General features: G+C 39.7%; 19 protein-coding genes. 8 read left to right on the top strand and 11 right to left on the bottom strand.

Translation table 11 applies throughout. The features are described from left to right. Positions 1-46: 46 nt before the first annotated feature. Positions 47-931: a LysR family transcriptional regulator gene (locus AC07M3_RS12550; protein ID WP_494567443.1), complete on the bottom strand. Its 885-nt coding sequence runs from the start codon at positions 929-931 to the stop codon at positions 47-49. A gap of 120 nt (positions 932-1051) precedes the next feature. Between AC07M3_RS12550 and AC07M3_RS12545 the strand changes: the two genes are divergently transcribed. After that, positions 1052-1957: an AEC family transporter gene (locus AC07M3_RS12545; protein WP_494567442.1), complete on the top strand. Its 906-nt coding sequence runs from the start codon at positions 1052-1054 to the stop codon at positions 1955-1957. 129 nt (positions 1958-2086) lie between these two features. Continuing rightward, on the top strand, positions 2087-3103 hold the full coding sequence (locus AC07M3_RS12540; RefSeq protein ID WP_494567441.1) for a molecular chaperone DnaJ: 1017 nt from the start codon (positions 2087-2089) through the stop codon (positions 3101-3103). A gap of 77 nt (positions 3104-3180) precedes the next feature. Here AC07M3_RS12540 and AC07M3_RS12535 read toward each other — a convergent pair whose 3' ends face one another. Next, complete coding sequence (locus tag AC07M3_RS12535; protein WP_494567440.1) at positions 3181-4092, bottom strand: hypothetical protein; 912 nt, start codon at positions 4090-4092, stop codon at positions 3181-3183. Positions 4093-4158: 66 nt separating this feature from the next. Then, positions 4159-7056 carry a valine--tRNA ligase gene (locus AC07M3_RS12530; RefSeq protein WP_494567439.1) on the bottom strand — a complete coding sequence of 966 codons (2898 nt, stop codon included), beginning with the start codon at positions 7054-7056 and terminating at the stop codon, positions 4159-4161. Positions 7057-7252: 196 nt separating this feature from the next. On the opposite strand from AC07M3_RS12530, the gene AC07M3_RS12525 reads away from it, so the two are divergent. The 3 genes from AC07M3_RS12525 to AC07M3_RS12515 are packed head-to-tail and all read left to right on the top strand — an operon-like array spanning position 7253 to position 9246. Next, complete coding sequence (locus AC07M3_RS12525; RefSeq protein WP_494567438.1) at positions 7253-7924, top strand: hypothetical protein; 672 nt, start codon at positions 7253-7255, stop codon at positions 7922-7924. 27 nt (positions 7925-7951) lie between these two features. Continuing rightward, positions 7952-8758, top strand: a complete 807-nt coding sequence (locus tag AC07M3_RS12520; protein ID WP_311075661.1) for an SDR family NAD(P)-dependent oxidoreductase — start codon at positions 7952-7954, stop codon at positions 8756-8758. Between the two features lie 53 nt (positions 8759-8811). Continuing rightward, a complete protein-coding gene (locus AC07M3_RS12515) occupies positions 8812-9246 on the top strand; it encodes a nuclear transport factor 2 family protein (protein WP_005049894.1) in 435 nt (144 codons plus the stop codon). On the opposite strand, the gene AC07M3_RS12510 is transcribed toward AC07M3_RS12515, so the two are convergent. The 8 genes from AC07M3_RS12510 to sdsA all read right to left on the bottom strand — a co-directional run bounded on the left by AC07M3_RS12510 (position 9243) and on the right by sdsA (position 19921). Continuing rightward, positions 9243-9677: a YbjQ family protein gene (locus tag AC07M3_RS12510; protein ID WP_494567437.1), complete on the bottom strand. Its 435-nt coding sequence runs from the start codon at positions 9675-9677 to the stop codon at positions 9243-9245. The genes AC07M3_RS12515 and AC07M3_RS12510 overlap by 4 nt on opposite strands. Before the next feature lie 7 nt (positions 9678-9684). Continuing rightward, positions 9685-10035 carry a YbjQ family protein gene (locus AC07M3_RS12505; RefSeq protein WP_003655405.1) on the bottom strand — a complete coding sequence of 117 codons (351 nt, stop codon included), beginning with the start codon at positions 10033-10035 and terminating at the stop codon, positions 9685-9687. 109 nt (positions 10036-10144) lie between these two features. Next, positions 10145-11599, bottom strand: coding sequence for a multidrug efflux RND transporter outer membrane channel subunit AdeK (gene adeK / locus AC07M3_RS12500; RefSeq protein ID WP_004639123.1), 1455 nt, complete (start codon positions 11597-11599; stop codon positions 10145-10147). Further along, positions 11599-14775 (bottom strand): multidrug efflux RND transporter permease subunit AdeJ, encoded by a 3177-nt coding sequence (gene adeJ / locus AC07M3_RS12495; protein ID WP_199990696.1) that lies wholly within the window; start codon positions 14773-14775, stop codon positions 11599-11601. Before adeJ ends, adeK begins: the two co-directional genes overlap by 1 nt. 12 nt (positions 14776-14787) lie before the next feature. Beyond that, entirely contained in the window at positions 14788-16035 is a 1248-nt protein-coding gene (gene adeI / locus AC07M3_RS12490; RefSeq protein ID WP_056483250.1) for a multidrug efflux RND transporter periplasmic adaptor subunit AdeI, read from the bottom strand. Positions 16036-16058: 23 nt separating this feature from the next. Further along, a complete protein-coding gene (locus AC07M3_RS12485; RefSeq protein ID WP_004639128.1) occupies positions 16059-16685 on the bottom strand; it encodes a phosphatase PAP2 family protein in 627 nt (208 codons plus the stop codon). Between the two features lie 183 nt (positions 16686-16868). Further along, positions 16869-18929, bottom strand: coding sequence for a site-specific recombinase (locus tag AC07M3_RS12480; protein WP_133747821.1), 2061 nt, complete (start codon positions 18927-18929; stop codon positions 16869-16871). A gap of 14 nt (positions 18930-18943) precedes the next feature. After that, a complete protein-coding gene (gene sdsA / locus AC07M3_RS12475; protein WP_494567436.1) occupies positions 18944-19921 on the bottom strand; it encodes an All-trans-nonaprenyl-diphosphate synthase in 978 nt (325 codons plus the stop codon). Positions 19922-20364: 443 nt separating this feature from the next. Here sdsA and rplU point away from each other — a divergent pair, with 443 nt between their 5' ends. From rplU to lolA, 3 genes are all read left to right on the top strand, one after another. Next, on the top strand, positions 20365-20676 hold the full coding sequence (gene rplU / locus AC07M3_RS12470; protein ID WP_004639133.1) for a 50S ribosomal protein L21: 312 nt from the start codon (positions 20365-20367) through the stop codon (positions 20674-20676). A gap of 18 nt (positions 20677-20694) precedes the next feature. Beyond that, the gene (rpmA, locus tag AC07M3_RS12465; RefSeq protein WP_003655414.1) at positions 20695-20952 is read left to right on the top strand and encodes a 50S ribosomal protein L27; all 258 of its coding nucleotides are present in this window, start codon (positions 20695-20697) and stop codon (positions 20950-20952) included. Between the two features lie 241 nt (positions 20953-21193). Then, on the top strand, positions 21194-21889 hold the full coding sequence (gene lolA / locus AC07M3_RS12460) for an outer membrane lipoprotein periplasmic chaperone LolA (protein WP_003655415.1): 696 nt from the start codon (positions 21194-21196) through the stop codon (positions 21887-21889). The last annotated feature ends 22 nt before the right edge of the window (positions 21890-21911 follow it).

The raw sequence follows: 21911 nt of genomic DNA, 5'->3' as shown, positions 1-21911 counted from the left end.
CTAAAAAGTTCGTTATTAAAATTTAAAAGAGTTGTTTGTATTTGAACTAATGATCCGACCAAACTTCCTGAGCAACTTCAATAAATGCTTTCACAGCTGGACTCATATGCTTTTTATTTTTCACTGCGAGTCCAATAGAACGTTTAAGGTTCGGTTTAAAAGGGCGTTTAACTACATTTGGATAGAGTGAGAGTAACTCTTTAGTAATTACCATATCCGACACAATCGAAACCCCTAACTGGTTATGAACCATGCTAACAATACTCAGAATTTGTGAAACATAAAATTTGATGTCTGGTTTCACATTAAAGTTTTTTAAAATTAATTCGACCTGATGTCTACTGCCTGCCATTGTCATGATAAAAGGGCAGTTTTCTAGCTGTGCTGGATCAATATAGAGTTGTTGCGCCAGTGGGTAACCATTCGGAATTAGGGCAACAAAACGGTCTTCAATTAAGGGAAACGTATCGAAACGCTCATCTGGCATAATTAAAAAACCGACTTCTATACGCCGTTCCAATAACCACTGAGCCACTTCTTTATCCTCACCTTCATCAATATAAATTTCGATTTTAGGATAGAGCTGCCGAAAGCTTTCTAAAATTTCAGGCAATAGATAAATGGATGATGAAGCCCCAAAAGATCCGATATGTAATGTGCCTTCATTTAAACCATGTATCGCAGCCACTTCTTTTTCTAATGTATTGGAAATACTCAATAGCTCTTTTACATGAGTCAATAACTGCTGACCTGTTGTAGTCAGCTCAATATCACTTTGGTTTCTTGAAATGAGGTTAATACCCCATTGTTGTTCTAATGACTTAAGCGCATGAGAAACTGCCGATTGTGAAATTCCCAGCTTTTCTGCCGTAGCAGTAAAGCTTTTTAGTTCAGCAATGAGTGCAAAAATTTCAAGCTGGGTAAATGTCATATTGTACTTATTATGAGTAAAAACTCATTTTATCATGAGTTTTCATTATCTTTAATATATGAGTAAGCCAAAGGAATTGCCAAAAAACAGCAAGCCCCTCAATCAAACTCGAGTAAAGAAATGAATAGCATTGTTTTATCTCTATTTCCTTTAGTTGCATTAATTGCATCGGGATACCTGTTTAAAAAATATCGTTTTTTTAGCGATGAGTTTTGGGCTGGGGCAGAGAAGCTCAATTACTATATTTTATTTCCCGCTTTGCTTTTTAGTACGCTATCGACCGCAAAAATTGACTTACAAAGTTTGAGTACAGCCATTATTGCGATGTTGATTGTAGTTTTGGCAGTCACCATTTTCTTGTACATACTTCGCTTGTTTTGGCACATACCACCTGCACGTTTTGGTGTGCACGTACAAAGTATGGTTCGCTTTAATACTTATATTGGTTTGGCTTTAGTGACTTCGCTTTTTAAAAGTGAAGGAATGGCAATACTGGCAATTTTATTGGCGCTTTGCATTCCACTTGTGAACGTTATTTCGGTGCTTGCTTTAACCTCTAAAGAACACATGGCAATTAAACCTGTTTTGATTGCGCTTCTTAAAAACCCGTTGATTGCATCGTGTGTGGTGGGGGCGGCAGTCAATGCACTTCACATCCCGATTTGGGAAGGCTTTTCTAGCTTTATTAAGCTTTTTTCAGCATCGAGTTTGCCACTGGGTCTGTTATGTGTGGGTGCAGCTTTGCAATTCATGCAAATTAAAAAAGACATTGTTGTGTTGGCGGCAGACACTTTTGCACGACTTTTAGCAGTGCCTGCTTTAGCCTATGTGGTCTGCATGTGGTTTGGTTTACCAAGCTTACAGACACAAATTTTAGTCATTTTCTTTGCGTTACCGACTGCTTCTGCTTCGTACATTTTAACCAAAGTTTTGGGTGGAGATAGCCAGTTGATGGCAGCCGTGATTAGCTTTCAAACCTTATGTGCTGCCATGACTTTACCAGTAGTGATTTGGTGGATTTCCTAAGATATAAACATTTAGGTAAGACACGTTCTATTTTCCAAAAATTAACGTGCCGATTCTTACTTAAAGAATGCTTTGCTACCTTCCTCATCTGATTATTGCTACACTTTTTTCTTTTTCAGGTGGATGAGTATGTCCTTTGATCTCAAAGTTAGCTTGCAGCAAAGGTCAGAACCGTCTGCACAGCAGAAAAAACTTAATCGCCTGATTGATAAAATAGAACAGCAAAAAGTTAGCCTTAGCACATGGCAAAATGCGCAAGCTGAGATTCAACAGCACATTCGGCAAAAGCTGATGCCTGTGTATGGCGATTTACATGAGGTCTTATTTCAGCAGTTAGATCAACTCTGGAATATGTTACATAGCCATGAGTTTTCCAAAGCGGATATGCAACAACTCGATGAAAAAATTGCCCAGCTTGCACACATGTTGAAGCGCTCCAAAATGCTGTCTGCTCAACAGTTAGAGTTAGTGAATCAGATCGATACCTTTTATCAGCAACATGCAGGGGAATCGGCAAAAAAGACTAAAAAAGCTCAGTCAATAAAATTTGAATATGAAGAAAGTACTGATCAACGTGCAGAATTTGATGAAGACTTTGAACAGTATGCTGCCGAGCAACAACAAGCGCGAGAACAAGCCAAACAGCAAAGACAACAACAAAAACGTGAACAAGCTGAGCAAATGGCAGCGCAGTCACTTAAAACGGTTTATTTAAAAATTGCCGCGAGGATTCATCCAGACCGTGAGCAGGATGAAACAAAGAAACAGGAAAAAACCGAGCTGTTCCAGCAGGCAAGTCAGGCCTATGAAAAGCAGGATTTGTTTTATTTACTCAAACTCCAGTTACAGCTTGAACAGAATAAAGGGGTAGGAGCTAAAGAATTATCTGCTGAGCAATTGCGGTTTTACAAACTGGCTTTGGATGCACAAAGTCAGCAGCTTGAAAGCCAAATTGCAGATATTTTGGATTCTTTTGAGTTAGCGAAGAATGTGAAAGCGGAGCATGTGCATATTAGTGATGTTTATAAAGCTATAGATGCCGACTGTGCTGAGCTAAAGCAGCAGGTGAAGTGGGAAAAGGAGCGTTTAAAGCATATGAAAAAGGTGAGTGGGGTGGAGATGTTGTTGGGGAATGGGGTGTTGTAAGTTTCCCCACCTAAAATTTAGGAAAATCAAATGCTTTTATGAAATGTTAGTTTTAAATATCCAATTAAATTCAAAGACTATTCATAATAGACGACAAGATTATATGCAAATTTTTTTTTAGTAGAAATCTTTCTATATTGTCCCAAATCTTTTTGAAAATTATGACTAAAATATTGAATTTGTAATTTATTAAAAGGATACGTTTTCTTTTTTTCTATTTTCCAAAGGTGATAATAAAGAATAAGTTGATATTGTCCGATATGATTTTTTAATAAATATTCATCAATAGTTTCTACAATTTTAAAAATTAGGATTTGGTATTTGATAAGTCTTTCAAAGGTCATTCGTGGTAATGCATAATTATTTACGACCTCATAATTTTCTGTATCTTTTATACTACGTCCAAAAGCATGTGCTACGTTGTTTCTCGTAGTTCGAATACGTTCAAGATGCTTTAAGTTATTTCGAATAATAGGAAAATTAGTATTAAATATTTTTTCTAAATTATTAATTCTACTCAGCCATGTACCTTTAACACATCCTGTTACGTATTCTTCATGATCTATTTTATGCTTTTTATATTTTTTTAAAAACATTCCATCAACAGATTTGGATGATCCAATAATTGTACCTGGATCTGAATCCAATGATATTTTAATAATTGAAGATAAATAAATCTCAAAATTTGATGTTAAAGATACTAATGCATTTAAATAAATCCATTTACTGAATTCATTGTGAGTCTTTGACCAATCTCCAAGAGTTTTGAATGTACCAACATGCCTATGATCTTTGAAATCAAAATAATTATCAGCTTGAAGCGAAAAATTTGCTCCACTTGCTGTCAAATTTTTATACGTATAGCTTTGAGAGGCATTGAAGGAAATTAACATATTTGTTAATTCTTTATTATATTGTTTGAATATTTCAAATTGCCAACTACGATGTTCTTGGCTAGTCCATCTATCAAAATTTGTATAGCTTCTCATTTTAAATATATAAAGGGCTGAATAATCAGCCCTTTATATTATAGATTAAATTGTGAACTTTAAAGATTAAAGCGCAGCAATCTGCTCCATATTCGCTTTAACTTTCTCTAACTGAGCAGCAAACTCAGCAAGCTTCGCTTTTTCACCTTCAACAACTGCTGCTGGTGCTTTAGATACAAAGCCTTCGTTTGCAAGTTTGCCTGCAATTTGGTCGTGTTGCTTTTGGATTTTATCCAAGTCTTTTTGCAAACGAGCAAGCTCAGCTTTAGGGTCAATTAAGCCTTTCATTGGTACAAATACTGATGCATGGCTAACAACGCTAGAGCAAGACAATGGTGGCTCTTGATCTTTATTCAAGAAATCAATGCTTTCAACTTTAGCCAATGCTTTGAACAATGCTTCAATACGAATAATTTGTTCACGTTCAGCATCAGACGTGTTTTGAAGTAATACTGGCAATAAGCGTGCATTACCTAAGCCCAATTCACCACGAATGTTACGCACCGCACCAATCAAACCTTGAAGCCATTGCATGTCTGCTTCAGCTTGTTCATTGATTTTTGCTTGCTCAGGAATAGGGTATTGAGCAGTCATAATGGTTGGACCACCTTGACCAAGCATTGGTGCAAGCGTTTGCCAGATTTCCTCTGTCAAATACGGCATTAACGGATGAGCCAAACGTAAAGAAGCTTCCATCACTGCAAGCAATACACGGCGTACTTCAGCTTTACGCTCTTCTGCAACTTCTGCATCGTTAAGAACTGGTTTAGTTAACTCAACGTACCAGTCACAGTATTCATTCCAGATAAAGTCGTAAATCGCTTGTGCAGCAAGGTCTAAACGATACGTTGCAAACGCTTGATGTACAGCAGCTTCAGCTTTTTGCAGACGGCTGATAATCCACTGTTCTGGAAGTTCCCAAAGATCAGGACGAGCTTCTTGACCAACAGTTTGGCCTTCAACATTCATCAGAACGAAACGAGTCGCGTTCCAGATTTTGTTACAGAAGTTACGGTAGCCTTCAACACGTTTTAAGTCGAACTTGATGTCACGACCAGTGTTTGCAAGCGCACAGAACGTGAAACGAACTGCGTCAGTACCATAAGCATTAATGCCTTCTGGGAACTCTTTGCGCGTTGATTTTTCAATCTTCGCTGCATCTTTCGGGTTCATCAGGCCAGTCGTACGTTTTGCAACTAAGCTTTCTAAATCAATACCGTCAATCAAGTCTAATGGGTCAAGTACGTTACCTTTAGACTTAGACATTTTTTGACCTTCACCATCACGTACCAAGCCGTGAACGTAAACAGTCTTGAATGGTACTTGCGATGAACCATCTTCATTTTTCATGAAGTGCAGGGTCATCATGATCATACGGGCAACCCAGAAGAAAATGATGTCAAAACCAGTCACCAACACATCTGTTGGGTGGAAGGTTTTAAGGAAATCATTTGCTGCATCTTTTTTGTTGTCGCCAGTCCAACCTAAGGTTGAGAAAGTCCAAAGCGCAGAAGAGAACCATGTATCAAGAACGTCTTCGTCTTGTTTAAGTTCAACATCATCAGCAATGTTATTTTTCTCACGAACCTCTTCTTCGTTACGACCAACATAGATGTTGCCATTTGCATCGTACCAAGCTGGAATACGGTGACCCCACCAAAGCTGACGTGAAATACACCAGTCTTGAATGTCACGCATCCACGCCATGTACATGTTGCTGTATTGCTCTGGAACAAACTTAATACGGCCATCTTGAACTGCTTCAATTGCAGGTTCAGCAAGAGGAGCAATTTTTACATACCATTGGTCAGTCAATAATGGCTCAATGATCACGCCTGAACGGTCGCCGCGTGGCGCTTTTAAGTCATACGGTTGGATTTGATCTAACCAGCCTTCAGCTTCAGCTTGAGCAACTAATTTTTTACGTGCTGCGAAACGCTCTAAACCAGCATATTCCGCAGGCGCAGTAATGGTTTTAGAAATCTGTTCACCAGCTTTTGCAATATATTCAAACTCGCCTAAAACTTCGGCATTTTTGTTGAAGATATTAATGATTGGCAAGCTATTACGTTTACCTAGGTCATAGTCGTTAAAGTCATGAGCAGGCGTGATTTTTACACAGCCAGTACCGAAGTCTTTTTCAACGTAGTCGTCGGCAACGATCGGAATTAAACGACCAGTAATTGGCAATACAATATTTTTACCAACAAGATGTGCATAACGCTCATCTTCAGGATGAACAGCAACCGCAGTATCGCCCAGTAAAGTTTCAGGACGAGTCGTTGCAACGACTAAATAGTCTTTGCCATCTTGAGTTTTAACTGATTTGTCTTCAAAGAAATATTTAAAGTGCCAAAGTGAGCCTTTTTCTTCTTTGCTTTCTACTTCAAGGTCAGAAAGAGCAGTTTGAAGTTTAGGGTCCCAGTTTACAAGGCGCTTACCGCGGTAAATTAAACCGTCTTCGTGCAAACGAACGAATACTTCTTTAACTGCGTTTGATAAACCTTCATCCATCGTGAAGCGTTCACGTGACCAGTCTACAGATGAACCTAAACGACGAATTTGTTTAGTAATCGTGCCGCCAGATTGTTCTTTCCATTCCCAAACTTTTTCGATGAACTTATCACGGCCCAAGTCATGACGAGTCACACCTTGTAAACCTAGTTGACGCTCAACAACCATTTGAGTTGCAATACCCGCATGGTCAGTACCTGGTTGCCACAAGGTGTTTTTACCCATCATACGGTTATAACGGGTGAGGGCATCCATAATGGCATTGTTAAAGCCATGGCCCATGTGCAAACTACCAGTGACGTTTGGTGGCGGAATCATGATACAGAATGATTCACCGTGACCAGAAGGTTTGAAGTAACCTTGTTCTTCCCACGTTTGGTACCACTTCTTTTCGATCTCGGTTGGATCGTATGTGGTCGCAATATTTTGAGCGGTTTGAGCGTCAGTCATAGTAGCTTAGATCGAATATGCATAAAAAATTGCACCTATTGTAGCAAAAAAATGCCTCGAAATTAATGTGCTGAAAACAGATAAACGGTTTTGTATTTTTTTCAAAAAACGGTAGATTTATGAAAGATGGATCACAATTTAATCGTGTAGAGACACGGCACAAAAATTACAAAAGAATTGAAGAAGGATGCTACTCATGAGTTATGAAGTTTTTTTGAAAATTTCCGATTCAACTTATACCCAATTCGAGACCATCCGGCAGAAACTGCATGATGGAGTAAGACAAAGTCAGGCAAAACCCTTAGGCGATGTACTCTCTGACCTTTCTTGTGAAATTATTGAGCAGGTTTTTTCTGTACTTTTACAGTCAGGAAATACAACCATGTCCCCAAAACAGCAAGCTGAGTCTGAAAAAGTAGTTCAGCAAGTTTTAGAGACTTTTCGAAAATACATGCCTTGGTCAGTTTCATTCTTTGGAAATGAACGTCTTTTACCTTTAGTTGACTACATGACATCTCTGATGAAAGAGCAGGGGCAGCAAGTTTATATTACCTATCCAGTTACCCTCCAACTCGTGCAACAAGCCGAAACTCTGACTCAGCAAATTCGTGATGGGAATATGCAGAGTGTTGCAGCTGCTTTTGATACCCTCATTCAAATTGTAGATTTAGGCGTAACAAGCCTAGTACGTGAACCTAAAAAGCGTTTAAAATTTAATTTAGTTGTCGATAAAACCCTGAATGGGGTGATCAACATGACGACGCATTTAGGCTATAAACGTTTGGAAAAGTTAGGTACACAGGTCGATCAGACCACAGCAACTCATTATATCAACCACTTTTTGGCCTTCATGCATCAAGCAGCATAATTTAAAAAGATAATAGGAACATAAAGCATGGCCAAACTTGATACTTTGCAAAATAAAGTGGTATGGATTACGGGAGCATCTTCTGGTCTGGGTAAGGCCTTAGCAGGGGAGTTGGCTTTGCAAGGGGCGGAGGTGATTTTGACCTCGCGTCGTTTTGAGGAATTAGAAGCAGTTCGGGTTGGTTTGTTAAACCCAGACCATCATTTGTCTGTGGTTGCAGATATTACTGATGAAAAACAAGTTGATGAGGCTTATAAGCAGATTTTAAAAGCGAAAGGGCGAATTGACTGGCTCATTAATAATGCAGGCTTAAGCCAACGTGCTTTAATTGAAGATACGACGATGGCAACTGAACGGGCCATTATGGAAGTCGACTATTTCTCACAAGTGGCGTTAACCAAAACTGTGCTTCCGACCATGCTAAAACAAAAGTCTGGTCGAGTTGTATTTGTGTCGAGTGTAGCGGGTTTATTAGGAACGCAGTACCGTGCAAGCTACTCGGCTGCTAAAGCTGCAATTCATATGTGGGCAAATAGTTTACGTGCTGAGGTCTCAGATCAAGGCGTTGAAGTTTCAGTTATTTTCCCGGGCTTTGTAAAAACTAATGTTTCTTTTAATGCGTTAAATGGTGCTGGACAACCTCAAGGTCATCAAGATGAAGCCATCGAGAATGGTTTAGAGGCAGATGTATTTGCCCAACAAGCAGTTAAAGCTTTAATGCATGGGCAAGAATATATTGTTGTTGGGGGAACAAAAGAAAAACTAGGTGTTATGGTTTCACGAATGTCTCCAAAACTTCTCTATAAAATGATTCGGAAAACAAAAGTAAAATAAAAAAGTGATTTCGCCATGCTAAATTGATGGAAAACCCGTATAGAAGGTTCACCATGGATCAAGATTATCACCGTATTTTAGAAGTCATTACGCGTTTTCAATTGGTCTTTGATCAGAAAAATTGGGACGCTTTTGATGAGTTATTGGCCGATCAACTTGAGGTGGACTATTTCCAATTTAGGGGAGAGCCTTTATGTGTCGTGTCTTGTCATGAATATAAAGGTTCTCGGCAACAGGCGTTGTCTCATCTCAGATTGCAACATAACTTAAGTAATCCGATCATCCGTATTGAACAAGATCGGGCATGGTTAGAGTGTAATTATCAAATTTATCGTTTTTCAGAAAATGATTATTTTCATTCATTTGGTCGTTATTATTTTACTTTGGCAAAACAACAGGGCAGTTGGAAAATTACCGGAATTTGCCAACATTTAACTAAAAATATTGGCAATCCACGCATTCATTTTTCTAGTGTAGGGCAGTATTAATCTTTTACTGCTGTACCGTAGGCAAAGACTTCAACCATTCCGCCCTGCATTCCTAGTTCGGTTGTACTCAGCCGAACTCCCATAATATGGTTAGCTCCTGCGGTATGTGCTTGTTGTTTTAAACGGACAATCGCTTCACGGCGAGCACGCTCAACCACACTCTCATAACTGGTGAGTCGACCACCCAAAATATTCTTAATGGATGCCAATACATATTTAAAGTAGTCATGAGAAATCACGACATTACTACTAATGAAATGGCCTAGCTGATCACTCGTCGAAAAACGATTCGTATCAATTCTGATATGGGCCAGCCGTTGCTCTTTTTCTAGAAGTTCTTTCAAATGTTTTCGTTCAATATGGCGTCCAAAACCCCAACCAATACTGAAAAGAATCAGAAAAATAACAAGCTGAAAAATAAGATTTTCCATTTTCTACCTATGCACTAAATGGATCTGGTAGATGGGGTGCTTGAGGTTGCACAACCACTGCTGTGCCATAGACAAATAGTTCGGAAGCACCTTGAGCAATATTTGAAGTTGAAAAACGGATGCCGACAATTGCATTCGCACCCAGTTGCTGGGCTTTGGCAATCATACGATTCATGGCTTCTTGGCGAGATTCTTCTAATAATTCGGTATAACCTGTAAGTTCACCACCCACAATATTTTTTAAACTCGCCATCAAGTCACGGCCAACATGCTTACTACGGACAGTACTTCCATAAACAACATCAAGCTGTTTTAAAATCTGGTGGCCCGGAACGCTTTCTAAATTACTCAGTAACATTATTTTTTATCAATCTAAATCTCTTAAGCTTTCAAGATAAGAAATATTCACATGAGATGCAATAAAAAAGCCCACCGAAGTGAGCTTTTATAGATAAGTTATTTAAAACTTATTGCTTTTTAAGTTCAGCACTTGATGGTTGATTAACCACTGTATCTGAAGAGTTTGCTTTTAAACCGCCACCTAGAGTTTTGTATAACTCGATTTGGTTGTTTAAGTTAGCTTGTTGAAGCAACAATAAACCTTGTTCTGCTGAATAAGATGAACGCTGTGCATCAAGAACTGTCAAGTAACTATCAATACCAGCACGGAAGCGGGCATTTGATAATGTGTAGTTGCGGTTAGTTGCTTCTACTAGACGTTGTTGAGCTGTTAAACGTTCACCAATATTGGCACGAGTTGCAAGCGCATCATTAACTTCACGGAATGCAGACTGAACTGATTTTTCATAATCAGACAATGCAATTTTCTGATCGGTTTCAGAAATTTTTACATTGGCACGACGTGTACCCCAATCAAAAATTGGTAAGTCTAGGCTTGGTCCAACTGACCACACAAATCCACCCGACTTAAATAGATCACTTAAGTCAGTCGATGCGTAACCTGCAGAACCCGTTAAGCTAATTGTTGGGAATAAACGTGCTTTTGCAGCACCAATATTCGCACCAGCAGCGCTTAAGTTATATTCGGCAGCTTTTACATCTGGACGATTGTTAAGCAAGTCACTTGGTAAACCAGCTGTATATACATTCTGTTGAGTAATGCGTTTTACAGGTTGGTTTGGCAACAAGTTTTGCGGAATCGATTGACCTGATAATAAGTTCAACAAGTTTTGTGCTTGAGCCATCTGAGTTTTGTAGTTCGCTACATCGTTACGCGCAGTTTCTACAGAAATCTGTGCCTGACGTAGTGGAACTTCACTGTCGATACCCACATCAAAACGTTTTTTGTTGAGGTTGTAAGAGTCTTGCTGTGCTTTTAGAGTTTGCTCTGCAAGCTTTAAATTCGCCGATGCAAAAGAATAGTTCAACCATGCTTGAGCAACCTGACTAATCAGACTGATTTGTGTCGAATCACGTGCACTTTGCGTTGAAAGATAACTATCTAATGCAGCATCTTTTAAGCTACGAACGCGGCCCCAAAAATCAAGCTCATAGGCAGTTACACCCAAACCCACTTGATAGGTAGAGTAGGGGTTATTCGGATCACGGCTTTGAGAAACCTGACGAATTGCACTACCACTTGCTCCGATGGTTGGAAGCTGGTTGTTTTGAGTAATTCGATATTGCTGTTGAGCACGTTCAATATTGAGCGTTGCTGTACGTAAGTCACGGTTGTTGGCAAGAGCCAAATCAATCACTTCGAGCAAACGAGGGTCAGAAAAGAACTGTTTATAACCCTGTTCTGCAATAGACGTACCAGAAGCGCTGTTATATCCATAGCTTTGTGGTATATCGGTTTTCACGACTGGTTCTGGGCCGCGCATGCTTTGACAAGCTGCCAAAGCAAGCGCAAGTGCAGATACCGCAATGCTACGACCTGAAATAGACCATACTTTTTGCATCACGATTTATGCTCCTGAGTGTTTATGGTTTTTGGTTTGTACTTAAAGATACTACGAATCCACACATAGAATACAGGGATAAAGAAGATACCTAAGAACGTTGCACTGAGTACGCCACCGAGTACACCGAAGCCGACTGAGTGCTGACTTCCTGCACCAGCACCTGTTGAAAGGGCAAGTGGAAGTACACCAAAACCGAAGGCAAGGGTGGTCATAATAATTGGACGTAAACGCATTTTTGAAGCATGTAAAGTTGCATCAAGTAGGTCTTCGCCTTTTTCCTGCAACTCTTTTGCGAACTCAACAATCAAGATCGCATTTTTTGCAGAAAGACCAATGACCGCGATCATCGCTACCTGGAAGTAAATGTTATTTGAGAGATTTGGATCTCCTTTAATAATCATACCCAAGTAAGTCAATACGATTGCACCAATAATACCAAGTGGTACTACAAGTAAAACCGAGAACGGAATAGACCAGCTTTCATATAATGCAGCTAAGCAAAGGAAAACGATTAACAATGAAAGAGCATAAAGGAATGGAGCTTGAGCACCAGACTCACGTTCTTCAAGTGATAAACCTGTCCATTCATAGTCGAAACCTTGTAAGCCCATAGATGGTAACTTAGCAATAATTTCTTCCATGGCTTTCATAGAATCACCAGAACTTACGCCCGGTGCAGGTGTACCTTGAATGTTAACCGATGACACGCCGTTATAACGTTCAAGACGAGGAGAACCATATGTCCATTCGCCTGTAGCAAATGCAGAGAACGGTACCATTTCGCCTTTGCTATTACGTACATACCACTTGTTTAAGTCTTCAGGCATCATACGGCTACCCGAATCACCTTGAACATAAACTTTTTTCACACGACCACGGTCAACGAAGTCGTTAATGTATGAACCACCCCATGCAATACGCATAGTGTTGTTAATGTCAGCAATGCTAACGCCCATAGCACCAGCTTGAGCCTGATCTACGTTAATTTGATACTGAGGTGTATCTTCTTGACCATTAGGACGTACCCCTACAAGACGTTTATCTTGTGAAGCCAAACCTAAAATTGTGTTACGTGCGGCAATTAGTTTCTCATGGCCTTGACCACTTGAATCTTTAAGCTGCAAGTTAAAACCAGCAGTTACACCGAGTTCAGGCATTGCTGGAAGCTGTAATGGCATGATGTAAGATGCGTCTTTGACGATCATGTTTAATGCCATACCGCGCTGAATTAACGCACCAATTTGAGATTCTGGTGAAGTACGTTCACTCCAGTCTTTCAATTTAACGAAGCCAATACCAGCATTTTGACCAACACCCGTGAATGAGAAACCTGAAACGGTGAAAATAGATTCCACTGTATCTTTTTCATTCATGAAGAAGTTTGTCATGGTATCAACAACTTTATTCGTACGATCCAGCGTTGCATTCGGTGGTAATTGTACAAGTGTCATGACCACGCCCTGATCTTCTTCTGGTAAGAATGAAGATGGGAGTTTTTGGAACAAGAACACCAATAGACCAATCACTAAAGCGTAAAGTACGCCAGAGAAGATTTTGCCTTTAAGCATGCGGCTAACACCATTTTGGTAGCTATGCGACATGCGGTCAAAACCGTTGTTAAATCCTCTGAAGAAACGAGCAAAAATATTATTGCTTGGTTCTTTGTTAGGATCATGCTGTTTTAAAATTGTTGCACAAAGTGCTGGCGTAAAGGTTAACGCTACAATTAACGATAAAACCATTGCTGTTACAAGGGTAATCGAGAATTGACGGTAAATTACACCAGTCGTACCACCAAAGAATGCCATTGGTACGAATACCGCTGTCAATACGCTTGTAATACCAATTAACGCACCAGAAATCTGTTGCATTGATCGTGAAGTCGCCGTGACCGGATCGGTATGCTCTTCACTCATGACACGTTCAACGTTTTCCACTACGACAATGGCGTCATCGACCAGAAGACCAATTGCCAATACCATGGCGAACATGGTTAAGGTGTTAATTGAGAATCCAAAAATATTGATGACAGCAAATGTACCTAATACAACAACAGGTACTGCAAGTGTAGGAATGATGGTTGCACGCCAGTTCTGCAAGAACAAGAACATGACAATGAATACTAAAATTACCGCTTCAATTAATGTGTGTACAACACTTTCAATTGAAAGACGAATAAATGGAGTAGTGTCATAAGCCAGTTTATCTGCAAGGCCTGTTGGATAGTTCTTACGTAATTCAGCTAAACGATGTTCAACAGCATCAGCGGTATCAAGTGCGTTGGCACCAGTTGCAATTTTAATTGCAAGACCACCAGCAGGTTTACCATTAAACTTTGAATCAAACTGATAGTTATCAGAACCTAACTCAACACGAGCAACATCTTTTAAACGAACCTCAGCACCTGATGCTGTGTTCTTTAAGAAGATATTTTTAAATTGCTCAGGTGTTTGCAGCAAGCTTTGTGCATTCACTGTCGCATTAAGCACTTGACCTTGTACCGCTGGCGCTCCGCCTAACTGACCTACAGCAACTTGTGAGTTTTGCGCTTGTAAAGCAGTCGCAATATCACTTGGGGTTAACTGGTAATTAGTCAATTTTGCAGGGTCGAGCCAGATACGCATAGCGTATGAACCACCAAAAACCTGTACCTCACCAACACCAGCAACACGGCTAAGTGGTTCTTTAATTGATGAGTTTACGTAGTCTTTAATGTCTGAGTCTGAAAGGCTGTTATCTGGCGAATAGAATGCAATAACTTGCAAGAAGCTTGCGCCAGATTTGGTAACTGTCACACCTTGACGTTGAACATCTTCAGGTAAAAGAGCAGTTGCAGATTGCAGTTTGTTTTGAACCTGAACCTGTGCAATATCTGGATCAATACCTTGTTCAAAGTTTAATTGAATAGAAGCCTGACCGTTACCAGCACTGTTAGATGAAATATAACGTAAGCCATCTAGACCATTCATTTGTTGTTCAATGATCTGGGTTACGGTGTTTTCAACAGTCTCAGCCGATGCACCAGGATAAGTTGCAGCAATTGTAACTGTCGGTGGTGCAATCGTCGGATACTGTGCAATAGGCATTTTTGTGAGCGTGAGAATACCCGCCAACATAATGACTAATGCAATCACCCACGCAAAAATGGGGCGATGAATAAAAAATTGTGCCATTCAATCTACCCCTTATGCATTAGATGCTTTCTGTTCTGCTTGAGGTTTACCTGATTGAGCCGGTTTTGTCGCATTTGGAGCTGCACCTTGAGGAGTCGCTGGTTGAGCTTGGTAAGGTTTTGCTGATACTTCTTGCCCTTCTTTAACTTTGGCAACACCATCAACAATCACTTTATCACCAGCTTTGAGACCATTGGTCACAATCCAGTTTTGTCCTTGAACACCAGAAGTTTCAACAGGACGACTCTCAACAGCACCTTTTGCATTCACAGTCATCGCCATGGCTTGACCTGTCGGTAAACGGGTAATTGCAGCTTGAGGAATCAGATAAGCATTTGGAACTACACCCTGAACAATTTGTGCAGTTGTGTACATGCCTGGAAGTAACAGATGATTCGGGTTCGAGAATACGGCACGTAAAGTAATCGTTCCTGTATCCTGATTTACAGAAGCATCAGAGAAAGCAAGTTGTCCTTCGATTGGATAGGTTGAACCATCTTCGAGCTTCAATTTTACTTTCGTGTTGTTACTATTGTCTAAACTACCTTTACTCAATTGTTGACGTAAACGTAATAACTCGGCGCTAGACTGGTTAATATCAACATAGATTGGATCTAACTGTTGAATCGTCACTAAAGGATCAGTTTGGTTTGCAGTGACTAAAGCACCAGCTGTTACAGAAGAACGTCCAGACTGACCAGAAATTGGTGAGCGAATTGTAGAGTAACCTAGATCTACGTTTGCATTTGTTACTTGAGCTTTCGCTGCAGCAACTTGTGCTTCTGCAACGTTAACTTGACCAAGTAAGTCGTCATACTCTTGTCTAGATACAGCGTTACTCGAAACAAGTTGCTTATAACGGTTTAACTTAGTACGTAGGGAAGCTAGATTTGCCTGTTGTTGTAAAAGTGCCGCTTTTGCATTTTCGAGCGTTGCATGGTTAGTTCGAGAATCAAGTTGATAAAGAGCCTGACCTTCACGAACATAACTTCCTTCAGCAAACAAGCGTTTTAAAATTACGCCACTTGTTTGAGGGCGAACTTCAGAAATTTGATATGCTGAAGTACGACCAGAAAGTTCAACGCTTTGTTCAACACTTTGTGGTTGAGCAACAATAACACCTACTTCAGCAGGCGGCATTTTCTGAGCAGCAGCAGCTTGCTGTTTCTCATCGGAGCCTTTGCCACAACCAACAAGTGCGATACTTGTTGCTAATGCGCAAGCAGTAAGGGCAGGAGCCCAAAGCTTAGCCGACATCATTGTTCCACCTCGTTAGATAAAATCTAAAAATATATTTGTTTTTTACTTAACCTACTTTGTGTTTGTAATAACCAGAGCCAAAGCAGTGCAATCCAAATAAAACCAATGCCCCAACCGGCGAGTACATCTGTTGGAAAATGAACTCCAGCATATATTCTTGAAAGCCCCATACAGATAAACCAAAGACAGGAGATCAAAATGATAGAAGGAGAGTTAGTGTTGGGCTTATGGCATAACATTATCATTGCCAGACAGGCCAGTGTTGATGCATAAACACTGTGTGCACTTGGGAACGATGCACCGTAACTTTCGACAATATGATATACCTGTGGGGGTCTTGGGCGGTCAACACACCACTTGAGCAGCCAACCCATGGTGATACTGCCAATAACTCCCACGCTAATGAAAATAACAGTAATATATTTTTTATACCATGCCTGATATATACATACCAGAAAGGATAAAAAACATACAAAAGGCATACCACCTACACGTGCCAGAAAGATCGTAATAAAGTTAAGATAATCTGATCGGTGTTCACTCAATATTTGAACGCTCAGGAGATCCATAGATTGAAGTCTTGGTACAAAAAGACCAAGCACACCTAATCCGAAAAAAATACAACCAATAAAAAGCAACATATAGGGCATGTATATACCTTTGCTTATTCAAGCAGTGTCCACTACTGAAAGCCGTTAAAAGTGTACTTGCCAGTACACTTTTTTTCAAGCCTGATAGATCATCGTAAATTCATTTTGAAAATTTTTTAACATTTGGAAAAACAATCACAACAAAATTGACGGAATTCACATTTTGTGTACAAAGCAAGATTCTTAGTGTTCTGCCTTTTTTCCACTATTTGTTGTCGTATTTTCTTCAAGTTCTAGCGGTTGTTTTGGTGGCCAGAAAAAATCGCTTGGGCGAGTCAGAAAATGGGTCATTACCAGTTTAGCTAAAGGTTTCCATTGTTCAAAGCGAACTCGACGTGCCCGTAGTGCCACAATAATGGTTAAGGTGAAACTAACGAATAAGTTAGTGAGACCAATACATAACACGCCTAAAAAGGACACGATAATCAGTCCGATATCTGGGCTGCCGTTAATTGTCATTAAACCTTGAATAAAGTTAGCAGAGGCAAAGGCAATATGGCGAATATCCAAAGGTAAACCTAGAATAAAACCTATGGTGCCCATACTCCCTAACATAATCCCGAATAAGAAGTTACCAGCTAAAGCTCCTAAATTGCGCTCAATATATTCAGCAAAACGGTTGAGGCGATCTTGTCCTAACCAGTTTGCTAAACGGCGATGTGCTCTAAGGCGTGGACCGACTTTTCGGTAAACAGCCATATTGTCGAAGTATCCTGCAATAAGGCCTGATAAAAATAAGCAAACTCCAGCTATGGCTGCATGTGGAACTGCCAAAGAGGTGAAGGGATTTAGGCTGTGCAACAAATAAGTTGCTTTAGTATGAGTTAATAAAGGCTCATCAAGATAGAACTGCCAAGCAAAAGTAATGAGCGCGGCAGTAGGAATCGCAATTGAAATATTGCCTAAAATAGCAATGAATTGTGTTCGAATAATATTAATAATAAGAGCTGCTAACTCTGCAATTTGAGCTGTTTTAGAGCCTTTACGCTGTTGTACCGTTGCAGCAAGGGCAGCAGCAGTCATTGCGGGTTGTTTGGTTGCAACTGTGAAATGCAGAACATGAATCAGAATGAACCCTAGAGAATAATTCATACTGAAAGTAAAGGCTTGCATAAGCGGAGCCATGGTCATTCTTGCTGCAAGAATTTTTAAAGATGCCATACAGGCAATAATAACGCCCGCTCCAGCGGCAGCTTTATACATGCCCCAGAAACCTTTTGTATCGGTACTTACATAATGTTCACCTGTTCGGCTGGCATTTTCAGTCACTTGAAAGGCAATGAGTTCACTTGTCGTGCTGAGTAAAGAGCGAACACTTTTTTCACTGTAGTGCGCCTTGGTTAAATCGGAAATAAGATGTCCTAAAGAGACATATTTTCCTTTACTGTTATCTACAACCAAATAAAGCAGTAATTCAATTCGGTCGAGGCACTGCTCAAGTAAAGACAATAAATATGTCAAACTTAAGCTGACACCAATTCTTTTGGTGGCACGGCGAATCTTTAAAACCACATCCCGGCACTGTTCCAGCATAACAAATGCTTGCGATGCATCGGGCGGTGAAATAACCGCAATTTCATGCTCAGAAAGTTCTTGTTTTTTGTACTTTTCGATAAACTCAATAATTTCGCGGTTTTGAACTAAAAAGGGTGATTCGTATTCAGTTAATTCCGGTTGAGCATTAATAAATTCAGGGTAAAGGCCAATTCCACTAATTCGATAAGTTAAGACAGTAATTGCTTTAATCATTTCACTTTGAATGACAAGCTTTTCGTCTACATTACTTTGGCTTTGTCCAATAAGACTAAATAAATTTGCCCAATCTTCGTCATCAATATTATTGAGCCAGATTTTGTCACTTTCTAAATAGAAAATTCGACCAATTAATATTTTGAGTTGGCTTGCATCTTCGATTAACGGTAAAAAATGTGCTCCGAGTCTTTGTCCAAGCTGGTTCCAGAAACCATCTAAAGACAAAATTCCGCTGTCGGCATATAAACTGACTTGTTTATAGCGATTAATCAAACGTAATAAATAAGTTTGTAGTAGAAACGGTGCTGTAGGTGTGCGTAATAGGCTTTCAATTAAAGCCTGTATTTTTTGCTTAATCTCATCCGTATCATGAGGATCGGATGGACGAATGGCATTGACTAACTCAATGAGTAGATTTTCGTCAATGACAGCTTGAGGATCCTCAAGCTGTTTCTGTATTTTTAAAAAATGATCTGAAAAATTTATATGCATAGGCAAAATAATATCTATTGTATTCGATGTAACGCAAGCTGAGTTAAGTTAATCAAAGCCTGACGATATGGCGTATCGGGGAGGTTTGATAAAGCTTGCAGTGCTGCTTCTGTTTCTTCTTGGGCACGTTGGTGACAATAATCTAAAGCACCAGACTTCTGTACAATTTCTATAACTTGAGATAATTGGTCCACTCCACCAGTTGCGATACTGCGACGAATAATCGCATGCTCTTTACCTGTTGAGTGTGCTAATGCAGAAATTAACGGTAAAGTTGGTTTACCTTCCATTAAATCATCACCAATATTTTTACCTAATGTTTCAGCATCTGAAGTGTAGTCTAAAATATCATCAATAATTTGGAATGCATTACCAAAATGGCCAGCAAATAATCTCAAAGGTTCACGATACGCTTCTTGTCCTGCCAAAATAGCAGCGCCTTCTGTAGCCAGTTCAAACAAACGAGAAGTTTTACCGTGAATAATTTTTAAATAAGTTTCTTCTGTTGTATCTGGTTGATGTTGAGATTGAAGTTGTAATACTTCACCTTCCGCAATTTCACATGTACCTGTTGAAAAGTCTTTCAATAAAGTCATGTTGTTTAAATCGACCAGTAAATCGAAAGCACGTGCAATGAGGAAGTCACCGACCAATACGGCTGTCTGATTGTTCCATGTCGCATTTGCTGTAGGTCGACCACGACGAAGCCCAGATTCATCTACCACATCATCATGGACTAATGTCGCGGTATGCAACATTTCAATGATTGCAGCCAGACGCTGTGCGTTTGCCATGTTATCTAGGCCACATGCGCGAGCAGCGAGTAAGCACATGATTGGGCGCATACGTTTTCCGCCAGCCTCAACAACATGTTTGCTGACAGACATGACTAAACCGACTTTTGAGCTAATTCCTTCATTAATCAAGTGATCCATCGCAGCAAAGTCTGAGGCAACAGGCGCAAGAATGTCTTGCTTGAAATCGATGACCATATGAAGAAAAACCCCGTATTGGTAGATAAGTGGCGTTAGTGTATCAAGTAAAGATGTGTTGCACAGGTGAACAAGTGGCTGATATTAATCATTTCTATTGTCTTTATGCGTTCTTTGTTCTTTATTTAAGCAAAACATGATATTTCCGGCAAAACAATAAATTTAATGACATCAGCATTAATACAACTTGTTCTTGTCGCAATTTGTGTCTGGAACTGTATTTTAATTTTCATTCAGAATCAATGAAAACTGCTAAATTCCAATCTAAGCTGCTTGTTGATTTTGTAAAAATAGGGCAATAGACTTTACTGATAAACAGAAAATACTTGTCGTTTGATCAAATTTCACTTAAAATCTGTCGCCTTATATAACCCCAGTGGCGAGCGTTTTAAGATCGATATATCCCTTATCGGCACGTCGACACGGGCTAATTGGAGTACATTATGTACGCAGTAATCCAAAGCGGTGGTAAACAGCACCGTGTAGTTGAGGGTGAAACCCTTAAAGTTGAATTATTGAAAGCTGAATCTGGCGCGACTATTACATTTGATGATGTATTAATGGTTGTAAACGGTGATAGCATTCAAATCGGTGCTCCAGTTGTAGCTGGCGCTAAAGTAACTGCAGAAGTGGTTGGTCATGGTCGTCACGACAAAATCCGCATTATCAAAATGCGTCGTCGTAAACATTACCGTAAACAACAAGGTCACCGTCAATGGTTCACTGAGTTGAAAATTACTGGTATTTCAGGCTAATCACGAGGAGTAAGAGACATGGCAACTAAAAAAGCCGGTGGATCGACGAAGAACGGTCGTGATTCAAACCCAAAAATGTTAGGTGTTAAAATTTACGGCGGTCAAGCTGTAACTGCTGGTAACATCATCGTTCGTCAACGTGGTACTGAGTTCCACGCTGGTGCAAATGTTGGTATGGGCCGTGACCATACTTTATTTGCTACTGCTGACGGCGTAGTAAAATTCGAAGTGAAAGGTCAATTTGGCCGTCGCTACGTAAAAGTTGAAACTGTTTAAGTTTTAGCTTCAAAAAAAGCCCACATTTTGTGGGCTTTTTTTATGGAATCTAATCTGGTTTATCTTCATCATGATGAATGAAATTCTACAAACAACATGAATAACATAACAAAATATCTTATTTTCTCAATGATTAGCACAGAGTTTGTCGGTTAATATGAGTCTTGAATTAAGAGCTTGCTAATTTTTTATAACTTTGAAAGATGGCAAGTTGTCTTACAGCAACTAAAAAGGTGATGACATGAATATGCTTCGTAAAACTATGTGTGCTATTACACTCAGCGCGTCAGTGCTTGCTCCTGTAATGAGTACTACAGTGTTTGCTGCGCCTGTAGCAGCACCGGAGCAACAGGCAATTGGGAACCTGGTTAATCAGTTATCAGGATTACAGCGTTTGACTGCCGATTTTGAACAAACAACGAAAGCCAATACAAAAACTGTGGCACAGAAAAAGAGTTTAAGTGCACAGCATATGAACCAGACATTTAAAGGCTCAATGAAAGTTGAACGCCCTGGGAAATTTTATTGGGAAACGGTGAGTCCTTCTAAACAAACGATTGTAACGAGTGGGAAAACGGTTTGGATTTACGACCCAGATTTACAACAAGCTGTACGTCAAAGCTTGGATGATCAGGTTGCAGATACACCAGCATTATTGTTATCTGGTAACACCAATCAAATCATGAAGTCTTATCGTGTAACACAGCCAGATAAATCTAAATTATATTTCACATTATTCCCTAAAAAAGAAGATGGTGCTTTCCAAAGCCTAACCATTAGTTTTGGAGCAAATAAAGCGCCTACGCTTATGGTGTTACAAGACTCATTAGGTCAAACCACCTATGTGCGCTTCAAAAATGTGAAAGTAAATGCTTCAATTCCAGCATCTGTCTTTAACTTTACACCACCAAAAGGCACAGATGTTATTGACCAATAATTAGTCCTTCTCAAAAAAGCTA

This window comes from Acinetobacter sp. GW821-FHT09D10 (assembly GCF_059416285.1).
Note: the sequence above shows the minus strand (reverse complement) of the source record. Positions and strands in the feature narration are given on the sequence as shown.

Coding starts and splice junctions, on each gene's coding strand:
- AC07M3_RS12550 (WP_494567443.1), bottom strand. CDS start 931: ATGACATTTACCCAGCTTGAAATTTTTGCACTCATTGCTGAACTAAAA.
- AC07M3_RS12545 (WP_494567442.1), top strand. CDS start 1,052: ATGAATAGCATTGTTTTATCTCTATTTCCTTTAGTTGCATTAATTGCA.
- AC07M3_RS12540 (WP_494567441.1), top strand. CDS start 2,087: ATGTCCTTTGATCTCAAAGTTAGCTTGCAGCAAAGGTCAGAACCGTCT.
- AC07M3_RS12535 (WP_494567440.1), bottom strand. CDS start 4,092: ATGAGAAGCTATACAAATTTTGATAGATGGACTAGCCAAGAACATCGT.
- AC07M3_RS12530 (WP_494567439.1), bottom strand. CDS start 7,056: ATGACTGACGCTCAAACCGCTCAAAATATTGCGACCACATACGATCCA.
- AC07M3_RS12525 (WP_494567438.1), top strand. CDS start 7,253: ATGAGTTATGAAGTTTTTTTGAAAATTTCCGATTCAACTTATACCCAA.
- AC07M3_RS12520 (WP_311075661.1), top strand. CDS start 7,952: ATGGCCAAACTTGATACTTTGCAAAATAAAGTGGTATGGATTACGGGA.
- AC07M3_RS12515 (WP_005049894.1), top strand. CDS start 8,812: ATGGATCAAGATTATCACCGTATTTTAGAAGTCATTACGCGTTTTCAA.
- AC07M3_RS12510 (WP_494567437.1), bottom strand. CDS start 9,677: ATGGAAAATCTTATTTTTCAGCTTGTTATTTTTCTGATTCTTTTCAGT.
- AC07M3_RS12505 (WP_003655405.1), bottom strand. CDS start 10,035: ATGTTACTGAGTAATTTAGAAAGCGTTCCGGGCCACCAGATTTTAAAA.
- adeK (WP_004639123.1), bottom strand. CDS start 11,599: ATGCAAAAAGTATGGTCTATTTCAGGTCGTAGCATTGCGGTATCTGCA.
- adeJ (WP_199990696.1), bottom strand. CDS start 14,775: ATGGCACAATTTTTTATTCATCGCCCCATTTTTGCGTGGGTGATTGCA.
- adeI (WP_056483250.1), bottom strand. CDS start 16,035: ATGATGTCGGCTAAGCTTTGGGCTCCTGCCCTTACTGCTTGCGCATTA.
- AC07M3_RS12485 (WP_004639128.1), bottom strand. CDS start 16,685: ATGCCCTATATGTTGCTTTTTATTGGTTGTATTTTTTTCGGATTAGGT.
- AC07M3_RS12480 (WP_133747821.1), bottom strand. CDS start 18,929: ATGCATATAAATTTTTCAGATCATTTTTTAAAAATACAGAAACAGCTT.
- sdsA (WP_494567436.1), bottom strand. CDS start 19,921: ATGGTCATCGATTTCAAGCAAGACATTCTTGCGCCTGTTGCCTCAGAC.
- rplU (WP_004639133.1), top strand. CDS start 20,365: ATGTACGCAGTAATCCAAAGCGGTGGTAAACAGCACCGTGTAGTTGAG.
- rpmA (WP_003655414.1), top strand. CDS start 20,695: ATGGCAACTAAAAAAGCCGGTGGATCGACGAAGAACGGTCGTGATTCA.
- lolA (WP_003655415.1), top strand. CDS start 21,194: ATGAATATGCTTCGTAAAACTATGTGTGCTATTACACTCAGCGCGTCA.